Source organism: Rhodococcus sp. AW25M09, assembly GCF_000333955.1.
GTDB lineage: Bacteria > Actinomycetota > Actinomycetes > Mycobacteriales > Mycobacteriaceae > Rhodococcoides.
Genome location: NZ_CAPS01000109.1, coordinates 57541 through 72231, shown reverse-complemented (window position 1 = coordinate 72231; position 14691 = coordinate 57541). Strand labels below are relative to the sequence as shown.

The window sequence follows — 14691 nt, the reverse complement described above, 5'->3', positions numbered from 1 at the left end:
GCTGTGTTACCGCCGGGTAGGCGATGTCTCCTGTCCGAACTTACAACGCTGCCGATCCGCCCCCGACAGGACGTACGAGATCCTCCGACGCTGTGCTGATTTCGGCGTCGAGCTCAGCGGTTCTTCGCCGGAGGAAGCGGTCGAATGCGGCCGTGGCGCGGGGGATTGCTCTGCGTGATTCGGCGGCAGCGGAGACGGTCGGTAGCTCGGGCAACGGGCCACCGTGCCATACACCCAAGGCGGACGCGAGCACCGGCAGAATCTGTTGGGCGGCCAATTCGTACCCCGCCGCCGACGGGTGGAAGCGGTCCGCCGAGAACATGGTGTCCGGGGCCGCGAGAAACTCGGGGGAGAGCAGATCCGCCAGCGCCACCGGATGGCCGCCCGCGCCGAGAGTCCTGGCCGTCTGGGCATGGGCGAGGCGTCGACCCCAATTGCGGACGACGGTGCGCAGCGGCTGCGGAATGGCCGTCACGACGCCGAGATCCGGGCACGTGCCCACGGCGACGACGCAGCCCTTGGCCGTCAGTCGCTCGACCGCGTCACCCAGTCTTGCCGCCGATGCGGGAATGGAGAACTTCTTGGTGACGTCGTTCGCGCCGATGAAGATCACCGCAGCGTCGGGTGGCGGTCCGGCGACGAACATGGCGTCGACCTGGCCTTCGAGTCCCTTGGAGGTGGCACCGGCGATTGCTTTGGTACTCAATCGAATTCGTTGGCCGGTTTCCTCGGCCAGCCCGCGAGCGAGCAATACGCCGGGCACTTCGTCGGCAACGATGCAGCCCACGCCGGCCGCGGTGGAGTCGCCGAAGATCATCAGATGAATATCTGCTGAACTTCCCATCCGCCACCGTTCCGGGGCCGCGCAGCCCGCGGTGTAGACGCCGTCCGCCTCGGGTGGTTTGGCGGTGGTGCGCCCGATCACCCCGCGCGCCGCAGCGGCCTGGCCCATCAAATGTCGGTACGCGGCCCAGGACGCCGTCCCTGCTCCGGAGCCTGCAAGTACCGTTGCGGCGCTCGCCTTCGCAGCGGTACGCCATCCGCTCGCCGTCACAGATCGATCCCTCTCCTCGCGCCGTCGACACCATCGTATGCGGGGTATCGACGGCCGTGACCGAGAGTGAAATACGCGCATCTGGGAAGATGGGGCAATGCGCATTGCTCAGCACATCACCGAACTCATCGGCAACACCCCGTTGGTGAAGTTGTCCACCGTCATCGGCGACGGTGCCGGAACGGTCGCGGCCAAGATCGAGTACCTCAACCCGGGGGGTTCGTCCAAGGACCGCATCGCGGTGAAGATGATCGACGCAGCCGAGGCGTCCGGCGAATTGAAGCCCGGCGGCACCATCGTCGAACCGACGTCCGGCAACACCGGCGTCGGCCTCGCACTCGTTGCTCAGCAGCGCGGCTACAAGTGCGTGTTCGTGTGCCCCGACAAGGTCGGTGAGGACAAGCGCAACGTGCTGCGCGCCTACGGAGCCGAGGTCGTCGTCTGCCCCACGGCCGTTGCGCCCGACGACCCCAACAGCTACTACAGCGTCTCCGATCGACTCGTCCGCGAGATCGACGGAGCCTGGAAGCCGAACCAGTACTCCAATCCGGCCGGCCCGGCCAGCCACTACGAGACCACCGGTCCCGAGATCTGGGCCGACACCGATGGCAAGATCACGCACTTCGTCGCGGGAGTCGGTACCGGCGGAACCATCTCCGGCACCGGCAAGTACCTCAAGGAGGTCTCCGGCGGCAAGGTCAAGGTCATCGGCGTCGACCCCGAGGGCTCGGTGTACTCGGGCGGCACCGGACGGCCGTACCTCGTCGAGGGCGTCGGTGAGGACTTCTGGCCGACCGCCTACGACCCGTCCATCCCGGACGAGATCATCGCCGTGTCCGACAACGACTCGTTCGACATGACCCGTCGCCTCGCACGGGAAGAGGGCCTGTTGGTCGGCGGCTCGTGCGGCATGGCTGCTGTGGCTGCGATCCAGGTCGCCGAGCGCGAAGGGCCCGACGCACTGGTCGTCGTGCTACTGCCCGACGGCGGTCGCGGCTACCTGGCCAAGATCTTCAACGACTCGTGGATGTCCTCGTACGGGTTCCTGCGTTCACGTCTGGACGGCACCACGAAGGAGACGTCGGTCGGCGCTGTCTTGCGCGGAAAGTCCGGTGCCCTGCCGGACCTGGTGCACACCCACCCGTCGGAGACCGTGCGCGACGCCATCGAGATCCTGCGTGAATACGGCGTCTCGCAGATGCCGGTCGTCGGTGCCGAGCCGCCCGTCATGGCAGGCGAGGTCGCCGGCAGCGTCACCGAACGCGATCTGCTCAGCGCCGTGTTCGAGGGTCGCGCCACATTGGCCGACCCGGTCGCCCAGCACATGAGCGAGCCGTTCCCGCTCATCGGTGCCGGTGAAACCGTCTCCGACGCCACCAAGGCACTCGGCGAATCCGATGCGCTGATGGTCGTCGAAGAAGGTAAGCCCGTCGGCGTCATCACCCGGCACGACCTGCTCGGATTCCTCAGCAAGGCCTAGGCCTGGCGGCCTCGTGCGCCTTTTGCATACCTGGAGGGGTGCAAAAGGCGCACGAGGGCGAAGCCCTACCTGAACGCGCTCGAGCCGGTCAGTGCCTGCCCGATCACCAGTTGATGAACCTCGGACGTGCCCTCGTAGGTGAGTACGGATTCGAGGTTGTTGGCGTGACGGAGCACCGGGTACTCCAGTGTGATTCCGTTGGCGGCCAGAATTGTTCGGCACTCGCGAGCGATCTTGATGGCCTCGCGCACATTGTTGAGCTTGCCCAGCGACACCCGTTCGCCGGGCAGCTCGCCCTTGTCCTTGAGTCGGCCCAGGTGCAGCGCGAGCAGCTCGCCCTTGCCGAGTTCGAGAGCCATGTTCGCAAGCTTGGCCTGCGTGAGCTGGTACGCGGCGAGGGGCTTGTCGAACACCGCGCGGGTCGTGGAGTACTCGACGGCCGATTCGATGCAATCTCGAGCCGCGCCCATCGCGCCGAAGATGATGCCGAAGCGAGCCTCGTTCAGGCAGCTCAACGGTCCGCTCAGGCCGCGGGCCTCGGGCAGCATGGCGTCTGCCGGCAATCGGACGTCGTCGAAGACCAGCTCACCGGTGATCGACGCCCGCAGCGACAGCTTCTTCTTCACCGTGTTGGCGGTGAATCCCGGGCTGTCGGTGGGGACGACGAAACCGCGGACCTTGTCGTCGGTCTGCGCCCACACGACGGCGACGTCGGCGACCGGACCGTTGGTGATCCACATCTTGCTGCCGTTGAGAATCCAATCGTCACCGTCGCGCTTGGCGCGGGTGAGCATGCCGCCGGGATTGGAGCCGAAATCGGCTTCGGTGAGCCCGAAGCAGCCGATCAGCGATCCCTCGGCCATCCCCGGTAGCCACTGCTGCTTCTGCTCCTCCGAGCCGTACTTCCAGATGGCGAACATCGCCAGCGAACCCTGTACCGAGACCAGCGAGCGGATGCCGGAATCGATGGCTTCGAGTTCGAGGCAGGCCAGGCCGTATGCCGTCGCAGACGTTCCGGCGCAGCCGTAGCCCTCGAGGTGCATGCCCAGCAGTCCGAGAGACCCCAGCTCTTTGGCCAGTTCGCGGACCGGCACCGTGCCTTCTTCGAACCAATCGGCGATGTGCGGTCTGATGCGTTCGTTGCCGAGCTTGCGGACGGTATCTCGGATCTGGCGTTCCTCGTCGTCGAGGAGTGAATCGATCGCGAACAGTTCGTCGACGCTCTGGGAGTTGGCCACGGTGCCTCTTTCCGCTGGGGGTGGTCTTCGCAGGCTACCCACGCCCGCAGCCGATGACGCAGGCCGATTACTGTGGAGGCCATGAGTGAGCAGCGCAGCAAGGCAGACAACTCGTCCTGGCAGGGCTTTTCCACCAAGGCGGTGCATGCCGGTTACGAGCCGGATCCCCTGACCGGCGCAGTGAATGTGCCGATCTACGCCAGCTCCACCTTCGCGCAGGACGGCGTCGGCGGCATGCGCAGCGGATTCGAGTACGCGCGCACCGGCAACCCGACGCGTCGGCCGCTCGAGGCCAACCTGGCGGCGCTGGAGTCCGGTCACTTCGGGAGGGCGTTCTCCTCCGGTATGGCAGCTACGGACTGCGCGCTGCGCACCATCCTGCGGCCCGGCGATCACCTCGTCATTCCGAACGACGCATACGGCGGCACGTTTCGGTTGATCGACAAGGTCTTCACCCAGTGGGGCATCGAGTATTCGGTGGCACCGGTGTCCGACGTCGACGCCGTGCGCGACGCCATTCGGCCGAACACCAAGCTCGTCTGGGTCGAGACCCCCACCAACCCGCTGCTCAACGTCGGCGACATCGAAGCACTGGCGGCCGTCGCGCACGAGGCCGGAACGAAGATGTTGGTGGACAACACCTTTGCGTCTCCCTACCTGCAGCAGCCCCTCACACTAGGGGCCGACATAGTGCTGCATTCGACCACCAAGTACATCGGCGGACACTCCGATGTGGTCGGCGGCGCACTGATCACCAACGACGAAGAGCTCGACACCGGCTTCGCATTCCTGCAGAACGGTTCCGGCGGCGTACCGGGCCCGTTCGACGCGTTCCTGACGATGCGCGGCATCAAGACGCTCGCTCTGCGCATGGAGCAGCACAGCACCAACGCCGAGAAGATCGTCGAATTCCTCGACAGCCATCCGGCTATCTCTCAGGTCATCTACCCCGGACTCGAATCCCACCCGTCCCACGCGGTCGCCGCGAAGCAGATGCGACGCTTCGGCGGCATGGTCTCGGTGCGGTTGGCCGGCGGCAAGCAGGCAGCGCTCGACTTCTGCGCGAAGACCGAGATCTTCACTCTCGCCGAGTCGCTGGGCGGCGTCGAATCGTTGATCGAGCACCCCGGTGCGATGACACACGCATCGACGGCCGGTTCGTTGCTCGAGGTGCCCGACGACCTGGTGCGGCTGTCGGTGGGTATCGAGGACGGTGCCGACCTGGTCGGTGACGTCGAGCAAGCATTGGCATGATCGTCGCACTGATCGACTCGGGCCTGGGAATGGTTCCGACGGCAGCGAGGCTGCGCCACCTGCGTCCCGAGCTCGATCTGGTGCTGATGATGGATCCCGAGAACGCCCCGTGGGGACCGAAGCCGGACGCGTGGGTAGTCGATCGGGTGGTCGGCACGGCGCAACATGCCGTCGAACTCGGTGCCGAGGTGGTCGTACTACCGTGCAATACCGCCAGTGTGACGGCGCTGAGCCACGTCCGGGCCGCGCTGGGCGAATCGGTACCTGTGGTGGGTACGGTTCCCGCGATCAAACCCGCTGCGGCGGTCAGTGATCGCATCGCGATCTGGGCAACGGCAGCAACGACGGCCAGCGCGTATCAAGCGCGCTTGATCGAGGAGTTCGCTTCGCGTCGGACGGTGACGAGCGTGGCGTGCCACGGTTTGGCCGACTCGATCGACCGGGGAGATGCGCGCGGTATCAGCGCAGCCATCGCCGCCGCGGTGGCAGCCACTCCGGACGATGTCGAGTCGATCGTGATGGGTTGCACGCATTACCCGCTGGTACTCGAGGAGATCGTCTCGCAGCTGCCCAGCGACGTCACGATGTTCGACAGCGCCGAGGCCGTCGCCAACCAGACGGTACGACGCGTGGACGAGGTCGGTTCGAGCAGTTCCGGTACCGGCCGCGTATCGGTGTGGCTCAGTGGGGTCGAGGGCGAATTGCCCGTGAGCGCGCAGCGCTACCGCGAGGGAAAGCTGCTGCTCGAAGGGGTCGGAGCCGACCAACACTGACCCGGCGGGAATGCGCGAGGTTGTCAGGCGTTGTCCTTCACTGAGCTAATGGGTCGGTGCGGTGGAGGGAAAACACATGGTCGACGTCGAAGTACGGGGTGGTGCTGGAAGAGCTGCGGTGCGGATGCCGCATCGGTATGCCTTCTGGGTGGTGGGCGTCGCCTTCGTCGTTCTGATGGCATCCTCGGCGGCACCGTCCCCGTTGTATCCCGTGTACCAGCAATCCTGGGGATTCAGCGCGATCACGCTCACGGTGATCTTTGCGGTCTATGCGGTCGCGTTGCTGTCGACGTTGCTCACCGTCGGCAGTTTGTCGGACCACATCGGGCGCAAACCGATCTTGATCTCGTCGCTGCTGTTGCTGGTCGTGAGCCTGGTGTTGTTCATCGTCGCCGACAGCGTCCCTCTCCTCATTGCCGCACGCATCGTGCAGGGAATTGCAGCGGGTGCAGCCACGGGTGCGATGAGCGCGGCGGTCATCGATCTGCAGCCCGACGCCTCCACCGGACCGTTGCTCAACAGCGTCGCTCCTTCCCTCGGGTTGGCGGGTGGAGCGCTCGGTGCCGGGCTGTTGGTGCAGTTGGCACCTGCGCCGGAGATCCTCGTGTTCGCGCTGTTGATCGCCGCCGCGTTGACCCTGGCCCTGGCGCTGCTGTTCGTTCCCGAGACGTCGGCGTTGCGCGGCTTCGATTCCAGGCGTCACCTCGCGTCGACTCTGCTTCCACGAGCGTCGATCCCGAAATCGGTACGGGCACCGTTCCTTCTCATCGCTCCTGCTCTGTTCGCGACCTGGTCGCTCGGCGGGTTCCATCTCTCGCTCGGACCGTCGATCGTCGGCACCGTCTTCGGTATCGACAATCACATCGTGGGCGGGTTGGAGATCTTCGCGCTGTTCGCGTCGGGTTCGGTGGCGGCGGCTGTGGTGCGCAACCAGTTTCCCCGCACGGTGATGATGATCGGGGCGTCGGTGTTGGCGGCGGGCGTGGCGCTGACGTTGGTGTCGGTGCAGATCGATTCGATCGCGGCGTATTTCGTCGGGGCCGTGATCGCCGGCGCGGGCTGGGGAGCGACCTTTCTCGGCGCTATGCGCACACTCGGCGCACTGGTCCCCGCCGCCGAGCGAGGCGGAGTGTTCGCCACGACGTTCGTCATCAGCTATCTGGCATTCAGCGTGCCCGCGGTGGTTGCCGGGCTGGCCGTGCACCGACTCGGGCTCAGCACGACGGTGGAGTTGTACGGGTCGTTCGTCATCGCGCTCGCACTGATTTCAGTTGTCGGATTCTCGCTTGCCCAGCGGCGAGATCGATAGAGCAGCGGCGAGATCGATAGTGCGGCAATCTCGGTCGGGCGTCCCCTACCGACGATGAGCGAACGGTCCTGCCCGATCGGGTAGTTCGCCCGGCTCGTTGGCAGGGTTCGCAGCTCGAGGTGTTCCCATTGCGCCGTCGGGCAGACAGTGTGGTCCTCAGTGAGACGCCAATCACAAGACAGTGCGTCTTTCACTCACACTCACCGAGGAGACACCGATGGCTATCGAGCTCAATCAGATCTGGGAATTCCCCATCAAGGAGTTTCACCCCCTGCCGCGCGCCAAGCTGGGGGTCGGCGCTCACGACATGATCGGCGTCGAGGCGAAGGAACTCGGATTCAAGCGTGCGTTGCTCGTCACCACGGGACTGCGCGGGTCCGGAATCATCGAGGAATTGACCGGCAAGATCGAGTACCAGGGCGTCGAGGTGGTTCTGTACGACAAGGTCGAGTCCAACCCCAAGGACTACAACGTCATGGACGGTGCCGCGCTCTACCAGAAGGAGAAGTGCGACAGCGTCATCTCCGTCGGTGGTGGCTCGAGCCACGATGCAGCCAAAGGCATCCGCGTCGTCGTCGCGCACGACGGCCGCAACATCAACGAGTTCGAGGGATTCTCCAAGTCCACGAACAAGCAGAACCCGCCGCACATCGCCGTATCGACCACTGCCGGAACGGGTTCGGAGACCTCGTGGGCCTATGTCATCACCGACACCTCGGACATGGAGAAGCCGCACAAGTGGCTCGCCTTCGACGAGGCGTCCACACCCACTCTGGCACTCGATGATCCGCTGCTCTACTACACCTGCCCCCAGCAGTGGACGGCGTTCTGCGGCTTCGACGTCCTCGCCCACGGTGCCGAGCCGTACGTGTCGCGGCTGGACTTCGCGCCGTCGCTGGGCAATGCGATCTACTCGATCGGCTTGGTGTCCAAGCACCTTCGCGAGGCCGTGTACGACCCGGGCAACCTGAAGGCACGCGAGGGCATGATGAACGCCCAGTACATTGCCACGCAGGCCTTCAACTCCGGCGGACTCGGCGTCATTCACTCGATCTCGCACGCCGTCAGCGCCTTCTACGACAGCGCTCACGGTCTGAACAACGCCATCGCCCTGCCGCGCGTGTGGGAGTACAACCTGCCTTCGCGCTTCGAGCGATACGCCGAGATCGCCGTCGCCATGGGCGTCGACACCAAGAACATGACCACCGTGCAAGCTGCCGACGCTGCAGTGGAAGCGGCTATCAGGCTCGCCAAGGACGTCGGCATTCCCGACAACTTCGGCTCGATTCGTTCTGCGACGTATGACAAGAACCGGATGAACACCGGCAAGTATGCGGGTAAGGGCGACGTGATCAAGGGCGACGAGAAGTCGGTTCTGAAGATCTCCGAGCACATCCAGGACGACTGGTGCACCCCGGGCAACCCCCGAGAGGTGACCGTCGAGTCGATGATCCCTGTCGTCTCGCACGCGATCAACGAGTCGTACTAACTGCCACCCATGTGAGCGGAACTTCGTAGCAGGGTACGAAGTTCCGCTCACATGCGGCGCAGCCGCCTCCCGAAGGGAAACACATGACCTCGCTGTCGACAGTGCGTAGCGACGACACCGGCACAGTTCGATTCACCGACGCGGCTCATCTGCAGCGCGCACTCGCGGAGCAGGACTACATCGCCGACGACGACCTCGCCACCGTGGTGCATCTGGCGACAGCGCTGGACCGGCCGCTGTTGCTCGAAGGCCCCGCGGGAGTGGGCAAGACCGAGCTCGCGAAATCCCTCGCTGCGGCGAGCGGCCGAAAGCTGGTTCGCCTGCAGTGCTACGAGGGTCTCGACGACAACCGCGCACTGTACGAGTGGGACTACGCCAAACAGCTTCTGCACGTGCAGATGCTGCGCGAACACATCGGCGCACTCACCCAGCATGTCACCGACATCGACGATGCCTCGACACTGCTTGCTGCCAAGGACTTCGGCCTGTACTCGGAGCCATTTCTCTCCGTGCGGCCCCTGTTGGAATCGGTACTGTCCGAGGAACCGGTGGTGCTGCTCGTCGACGAGGTGGACCGCACCGAGGAATCGATGGAGGCGCTGTTGCTCGAGGTGCTCGCCGAGAAGCAGGTGACGATCCCCGAGGTCGGCACCTTCACTGCGCGCAGCGATCCGTGGGTAATATTGACGTCCAACGATACTCGCGAGCTGTCCTCGGCCCTCAAGCGTCGTTGCCTGCACTTCCACCTCGATTACCCGACCGCCGCACGGGAACGCGAAATCGTCACCGCCCGCGCCCCCGAAGTGCCGGCGGACGTCGCCGCCGAGATTGTCGCGCTGGCAACGGAACTGCGCGGGTTACCCCTTCGCAAGAGTCCGTCGATCTCGGAAGTGATCGACGCGGCTCGCATCGCCACAGTCCTCGGGTGCACCGACGACACGCGCAAATACCTGCTCGCCGCGCTGGTGAAGTACTCGTCGGACATGAAGATCGCGCTCGCCGGCCCGGTCGTGCAGACACCCTCTGCGGCACCATCGCTGGGAGTCGTTGCCAATACGACCGCTACGGCATTCCGCGGGCACGGTGGACGCGACAAGGGTGGCATCGGAATACGACGATGACTGTGGCACAGACCTTCTCGGCATCGGTGGTACTCGACGTGCTGGCGGCGGTGTTCGGGCGGATGCTGCGCCGCTTCGGAGTCGCCGCATCGCCCGCCGAGGTCATCGAGGTACGACGCGTCCTCGGCCTGCTCGGGGCCCGTCATCTCACGGTATTGCAGGCGGCGCTGCGCGCGACCTGCGCGAAGTACGACCACGAACAGCACGGTTTCGATCTCGCGTTCGAGTCGATGTTCGGGGCCTTCGTCGACAATGCCGAGGACGAGCAGCGTTCACACCTCGGCGCGCAGGTAGCGGGCGGACTGCCGACCGATCTGGATGTGGGAGCAGACCAGGAGGCAGCGAAATACGCCGAGTACAACGAGCGTGCCGTCGAAATCGGGGACCTGCTCGACGCCCCGGAGGCAGACAAGGGCTTCAACCCGCACAAGGACGACGACGACATCAGCCTCTCGTCCGAGGACCACGATCTGTCCATCGATACGGACGGTGACATGGGTCGACGGGGTGTCACCTACACCGTCGACCTGGAGCGCTCCGGTTCGACCGCGGCGGGGGAGTTGGCGTCGAGCACCAGTGGAGCGGTTGCGGGCCAACTGAACTGGGAGGATCCGGCGGGAATTCTGGCGTGGTTCGATGCCTACGATCCGCGCAGCGTCTACGGCGATAGTGGTGATTTGGGTCCGCTCAGTGCAGCGTTGCTCGACCGGATCACCGATGCCGTCGAAGCCTTCGTGGCGGCACTGGGGGACGTGACGGGGACGATGTCGTCACCTGTGCCGGTCGACGGCGCGGAGCAGGCGATCGGCCGGCACGCCGAGATCGAACGTGCCAGCCACGAAGTGCTGCGGCACATGCGCGGTACTCCGCGCCCGCGGCCCCGCGAGCACTCACGCGGGCCGCTGGACATGCGGCGGACCGTGCGGTCGAGTCTGCGTACCGACGGGATCCCGTTCCGACTCATCACGAAAACACCGGTCCCCGACAAGGTCCGACTCCTCGTTCTGGCGGACGTGTCGCTGTCGGTTCGGCCGATCACGGCGTTCACACTGCGACTGGCGCAGGCCATGCATTCGCGCGCGCACCGGTGCACGGTGATGGGGTTCGTCGATGCGCCGGTGGACGTGACGACCACCCTGCTCGGCAGTACCGGAGACGGTGCGCTGGCTGCGGTTCTCGCCGACGCGCGACTGGACCTCGAAGCCAGCAGTGACTACGGCAGAACCTTCGGCGATCTGCTGGATTCGCACGGGGACGTGTTGAACAAGCGCACCGCCGTCATCATCGTGGGGGACGGCCGGTGCAACGGACGGCCACCGGGACTGGAGGCGTTGGAAAAGATTCGGTCCAAGGTGCACCGCATCGCGTGGATCACCCCCGAAGCGCGGCGCTATTGGGCGCAGGCAGCGTGCTCGATGCAGGACTACGAGCAGATATGCGACCGCGTGGTGGTGGCGCGCGACGGCGAACAGTTGACCGCGCAGGCGGCCGAACTGGGGCATGCATTGTCCTGATCGGGTTCCTACCTGACCGTCCACATCGCCGTACCTGCCCGATCGGGCAGGTACGGAACTGGTCCGGTGCTGGTGGGAACGAATCGGTTTACCTCGTAAGGTTGTAACCTGAATCACAGGTCTGGATGTTTTCGGACCGGAGGACAGCGAGGGTGAACCGTGGACCAGGCAGCCACTGCGGATGTCGGTAGGGCTCTGCACGATCTCGACGTGCAGCGCAGCCGCGCCGAGGCACCGCGAGTACTGAAGTTCCATGCTCCCGAGATCGTGTTCGGTCAGAACTCGTTGGGCGAGGCGGCCCACGCAGCTCGTCGTCTGGGCGGGGTCCGTCCGATGGTCGTCACGGACGCGGGGTTGATCGACAGCGGCTGGGCCGGGCAACTGGTCGACCTGCTCGTTGCGCAGGGCCTCGAGCCTCAGGTGTGGAGCGCTCTGACGCCCAATCCCAAGGACTTCGAGATCGAGGCAGGGAACGTCGCTTACACCGAACTCGGCTGCGATGTGCTGGTAGCAATCGGCGGGGGTCGGTGATGGATGCGGCCAAAGGGATTGCCATCCTTGCCGGCAACGGCGGCAGAATCCTCGATTACGAGGGTGTCGATCAGGCCACGCGGCCGATCCCACCTCTGGTGATGGTGCCGACGACATCGGGCACCGGGGCCGACGTCTCGCAGTTCTGCATCGTCACCGATACCGCACGCTCGACCAAGATCACCATTCTCGGCCGGGCACTCGTTCCCGATATCACCGTGATCGATCCGGTGTTGCTGACCACGATGCCCGAATGGCTCAATGCTGCAACGGGTTTGGATGCCCTGACGCACGGAATCGAGGCATTCGTCTCGCTCGGTCACAACCAGCTCACCGATCACCACGCACTCCGAGCGATCACCATGGTGATGTCCCAATTGGCTCGGACCATCGACGATCCCACCGACATGGTCGCACGGGCATCGATGGCGCAGGCCAGCTTGGAGGCCGGGTTGGCGTTCACCAACGCGATTCTCGGTGCCACGCATGCGATGAGCCATCAGGTGGGGGGACTGCTCGACCTACCGCACGGGGTGATCAACGGCGTGTTGCTGCCCCACGTCATCCGCTTCAACGCCGCGCAGGATCCATTGCCGTACGTGGCGATCGCGACGAGCCTGGGATTGCCCGAGGGCAGAGCTACGCCGGAAGAGGCTGCCATGGCCGTCGCAGACCGCGTGGATCGCCTCGCGCGTCGAGTCGGGGTTCCTACCGGTCTGGCTCAGATCGGTGTCAGTGAGTCCGATCTGGATGTGTTGGCGACCAACGCACTCCTCGATGCGTGCATGTCCACCAATCCCCGTTCGGCCACACATCGCGAGATGGTCGATCTGTTCAGGGTGGCACTGTGACGTCTGAACCTGATGTCACGTCCGGACCGGATTTGTCTCTGTTGACTGGGCTGCGCTCGGGAAAGAACACGTTCTATCCCCAGTATCGCGGCGCGGCAGAGCGTTTGGAACGCGTGGTCTATGCGCTGGAGCTCATTTCACGCGCGCTGGTACGCACGGTCGACGGTCCGGAAACGCTGGTATGCGCGGTGGCCGAGGCTGCTCGCGCTCACCTGAGTGCACGGTGGGTCGTGTTCGCTCTCGCCGATGGTGCGCTCCCGGACGCCGGCCCTCGACGGTTGGTGCTCGGACCCGATGCAACGCCGTTCCTGGTCGACAACGTCGAGGGGCCGCCGCTGCCGGACGACGTCATCGACTGCCTCGAGTCGATCCAGAAGTCGACGTGCGGGGGCGGCCTGACTCCGGTGATCTCGGCCCATCACGCCTTCGTGCCGATCGCGTTCGACGGAGGTGTCGTCGGGGCGTTCGCGGCGTGGACCGGCGAGCAGCGGGTCCTCGACGGCACGGACGCCGCGGTGTTGAGCATTCTCGCCAGCCAAACTGCGGTGGCACTGCAGAATTCGGCTCTGTTCCAGAGTCGAAGGCAACTGCTCGAGCGCACCGAGAACGCCTATGCTCAGGCGAACCGGACAGCAGCCGATCTGGCGGCCCGAAATGCCGAACTGCAGCTGACGCAGCGACAGCTGGGTGCCGCGCATCAGCATCAGGTGCTCGACGACGAACGCCACCGCATTGCCCGCGAACTGCACGACAGCGTCACCCAGGCGGTTCTGTCCGCGGGTATGCAGATCGAAGTGTGTCGCAGCGACATCTCCGTCGAGGAGCGTGGTGAAAGACTGGATCTGGCCAAGGATCTGACGCGACGAGCAGTGGAACAGCTGCGGTCGGCGATCTACGCGCTCAATCATCCACAGGACGTCGATAGAACGTCGCTTCCCGAAATGCTCGAACAGCTCTCGATAGTCCACATGCCCGACGAGCTGCAGGTGTCGTTGCGGGTCGAAGGAACTCCCGTCGAATTGAGTGGCGAATGCGAGCATTCACTGCTCCGCATCGCGGGCGAAGCACTGTTCAACACCGCGGTGCACGCACACGCATCGCGGGCAATACTTCGATTGACGTATTCGCCCGATCAGGTGCAGCTCTCGATTGCCGATGATGGCGACGGAGATCCGGCCCATCTGCGCATGATGCTGCATATGGCCGAGACCACCGACGTCGATGGCCGGCACCGCGGATTGGCGAACATGGCGGCCCGCACCCGCGAACACGGTGGCACTCTCGAGATCCGCCGCGCCCGTACCGGGGGTGTGCGCGTGGCAGTGCGTATTCCCTTCCAGGAACAATCCGAGAAGGGCGAAACACAGTGAGCGTTCCGACGGTTCGCACGGGCATCGGTCAGGTGGCGGCACCCACCGTCCGCATCGTGCTGGTCGACGATCATGCCATTCTCAGGGACGGGCTGCGGTCGGTGCTCCAACGCGAGTCGGATCTGACGATCGTGGGGGAGGCGTCGAACCGGGAAGAGGGATTGGCCGTTGTCGCGCGGGTCGAGCCCGACATCGTGTTGATGGACCTCAAGCTCTCCGCCAGCTCGGACTACGAGGGCCTGGCGCTGTGTGCGCAATTGGCCAAGGTACACAACGGAATCGGTCTGCTCGTGTTGACGACCTTTCTGGACGACCGACTCGTGGTGGAGGCCGTGCACGCCGGAGCTCGGGGATACGTGGTCAAGGACGTCGATACCACCGAGTTGGTTCGGGCAATCCGGGCCGTCTCGCGTGGGGAGAGCGCCTTCGATTCGCGCAGCGCCTCGGCTGTCGTCCGATCACTCAACGGCACTCCGAGCAGCATCGAGCGCTTGACCGAGCGCGAACTCGAGGTGCTTCGACTGCTTGCGACAGGACTGTCCAACAACATGATCGGAACACGACTGTTCATCTCGGCCACGACGGTGAAATTTCACGTCAGCAATATCATGCGGAAACTCGCGGTCAGCCGAAGAGCGGAAGCGGTGTATGCGGCAAGTAAGCAGGGGCTGATCTGACATCCACCGGCTTGTCGAGACCATCGGCAG

General features: G+C 64.9%; 11 protein-coding genes and 1 pseudogene. 10 read left to right on the top strand and 2 right to left on the bottom strand.

Annotated elements, in window-relative coordinates:
• Positions 1-40 precede the first annotated feature (40 nt).
• On the bottom strand, positions 41-1054 hold the full coding sequence (locus RHODMAR_RS20680; RefSeq protein ID WP_008718451.1) for an SGNH/GDSL hydrolase family protein: 1014 nt from the start codon (positions 1052-1054) through the stop codon (positions 41-43).
• 97 nt (positions 1055-1151) lie between these two features.
• On the opposite strand from RHODMAR_RS20680, the gene RHODMAR_RS20675 reads away from it, so the two are divergent.
• A complete protein-coding gene (locus tag RHODMAR_RS20675) occupies positions 1152-2534 on the top strand; it encodes a cystathionine beta-synthase (RefSeq protein ID WP_008718449.1) in 1383 nt (460 codons plus the stop codon).
• 65 nt (positions 2535-2599) lie between these two features.
• On the opposite strand, the gene RHODMAR_RS20670 is transcribed toward RHODMAR_RS20675, so the two are convergent.
• Positions 2600-3772 (bottom strand): acyl-CoA dehydrogenase family protein, encoded by a 1173-nt coding sequence (locus RHODMAR_RS20670; RefSeq protein ID WP_008718447.1) that lies wholly within the window; start codon positions 3770-3772, stop codon positions 2600-2602.
• An 81-nt stretch (positions 3773-3853) separates the two neighbouring features.
• Here RHODMAR_RS20670 and RHODMAR_RS20665 point away from each other — a divergent pair, with 81 nt between their 5' ends.
• The 9 genes and pseudogenes from RHODMAR_RS20665 (at position 3854) to RHODMAR_RS20625 (ending at position 14661) form a co-directional block, all read left to right on the top strand.
• Positions 3854-5026, top strand: coding sequence for a cystathionine gamma-synthase (locus RHODMAR_RS20665; protein ID WP_008718445.1), 1173 nt, complete (start codon positions 3854-3856; stop codon positions 5024-5026).
• Positions 5023-5799, top strand: coding sequence for a glutamate racemase (locus RHODMAR_RS20660; RefSeq protein WP_008718444.1), 777 nt, complete (start codon positions 5023-5025; stop codon positions 5797-5799). Before RHODMAR_RS20665 ends, RHODMAR_RS20660 begins: the two co-directional genes overlap by 4 nt.
• Before the next feature lie 76 nt (positions 5800-5875).
• Positions 5876-7108, top strand: coding sequence for an MFS transporter (locus RHODMAR_RS20655; protein ID WP_042939985.1), 1233 nt, complete (start codon positions 5876-5878; stop codon positions 7106-7108).
• Between the two features lie 217 nt (positions 7109-7325).
• Positions 7326-8597, top strand: coding sequence for an NDMA-dependent methanol dehydrogenase (mdo, locus tag RHODMAR_RS20650; RefSeq protein ID WP_008718439.1), 1272 nt, complete (start codon positions 7326-7328; stop codon positions 8595-8597).
• Between the two features lie 83 nt (positions 8598-8680).
• Positions 8681-9718 carry a MadB family AAA-type ATPase gene (locus RHODMAR_RS20645; RefSeq protein ID WP_008718437.1) on the top strand — a complete coding sequence of 346 codons (1038 nt, stop codon included), beginning with the start codon at positions 8681-8683 and terminating at the stop codon, positions 9716-9718.
• A complete protein-coding gene (gene madC / locus RHODMAR_RS20640) occupies positions 9715-11232 on the top strand; it encodes a MadC family VWA domain-containing protein (RefSeq protein ID WP_008718436.1) in 1518 nt (505 codons plus the stop codon). The genes RHODMAR_RS20645 and madC overlap by 4 nt, the downstream gene beginning before the upstream one ends.
• A gap of 195 nt (positions 11233-11427) precedes the next feature.
• Positions 11428-12614: pseudogene (locus RHODMAR_RS20635) on the top strand (iron-containing alcohol dehydrogenase).
• Positions 12611-13984, top strand: coding sequence for a MadS family sensor histidine kinase (locus RHODMAR_RS20630; protein ID WP_008718427.1), 1374 nt, complete (start codon positions 12611-12613; stop codon positions 13982-13984). The pseudogene RHODMAR_RS20635 and the gene RHODMAR_RS20630 overlap by 4 nt, the downstream one beginning before the upstream one ends.
• Complete coding sequence (locus RHODMAR_RS20625) at positions 13981-14661, top strand: MadR family response regulator transcription factor (RefSeq protein ID WP_008718426.1); 681 nt, start codon at positions 13981-13983, stop codon at positions 14659-14661. The genes RHODMAR_RS20630 and RHODMAR_RS20625 overlap by 4 nt, the downstream gene beginning before the upstream one ends.
• The last annotated feature ends 30 nt before the right edge of the window (positions 14662-14691 follow it).

Coding starts and splice junctions, on each gene's coding strand:
- RHODMAR_RS20675 (WP_008718449.1), top strand. CDS start 1,152: ATGCGCATTGCTCAGCACATCACCGAACTCATCGGCAACACCCCGTTG.
- RHODMAR_RS20665 (WP_008718445.1), top strand. CDS start 3,854: ATGAGTGAGCAGCGCAGCAAGGCAGACAACTCGTCCTGGCAGGGCTTT.
- RHODMAR_RS20660 (WP_008718444.1), top strand. CDS start 5,023: ATGATCGTCGCACTGATCGACTCGGGCCTGGGAATGGTTCCGACGGCA.
- RHODMAR_RS20655 (WP_042939985.1), top strand. CDS start 5,876: ATGGTCGACGTCGAAGTACGGGGTGGTGCTGGAAGAGCTGCGGTGCGG.
- mdo (WP_008718439.1), top strand. CDS start 7,326: ATGGCTATCGAGCTCAATCAGATCTGGGAATTCCCCATCAAGGAGTTT.
- RHODMAR_RS20645 (WP_008718437.1), top strand. CDS start 8,681: ATGACCTCGCTGTCGACAGTGCGTAGCGACGACACCGGCACAGTTCGA.
- madC (WP_008718436.1), top strand. CDS start 9,715: ATGACTGTGGCACAGACCTTCTCGGCATCGGTGGTACTCGACGTGCTG.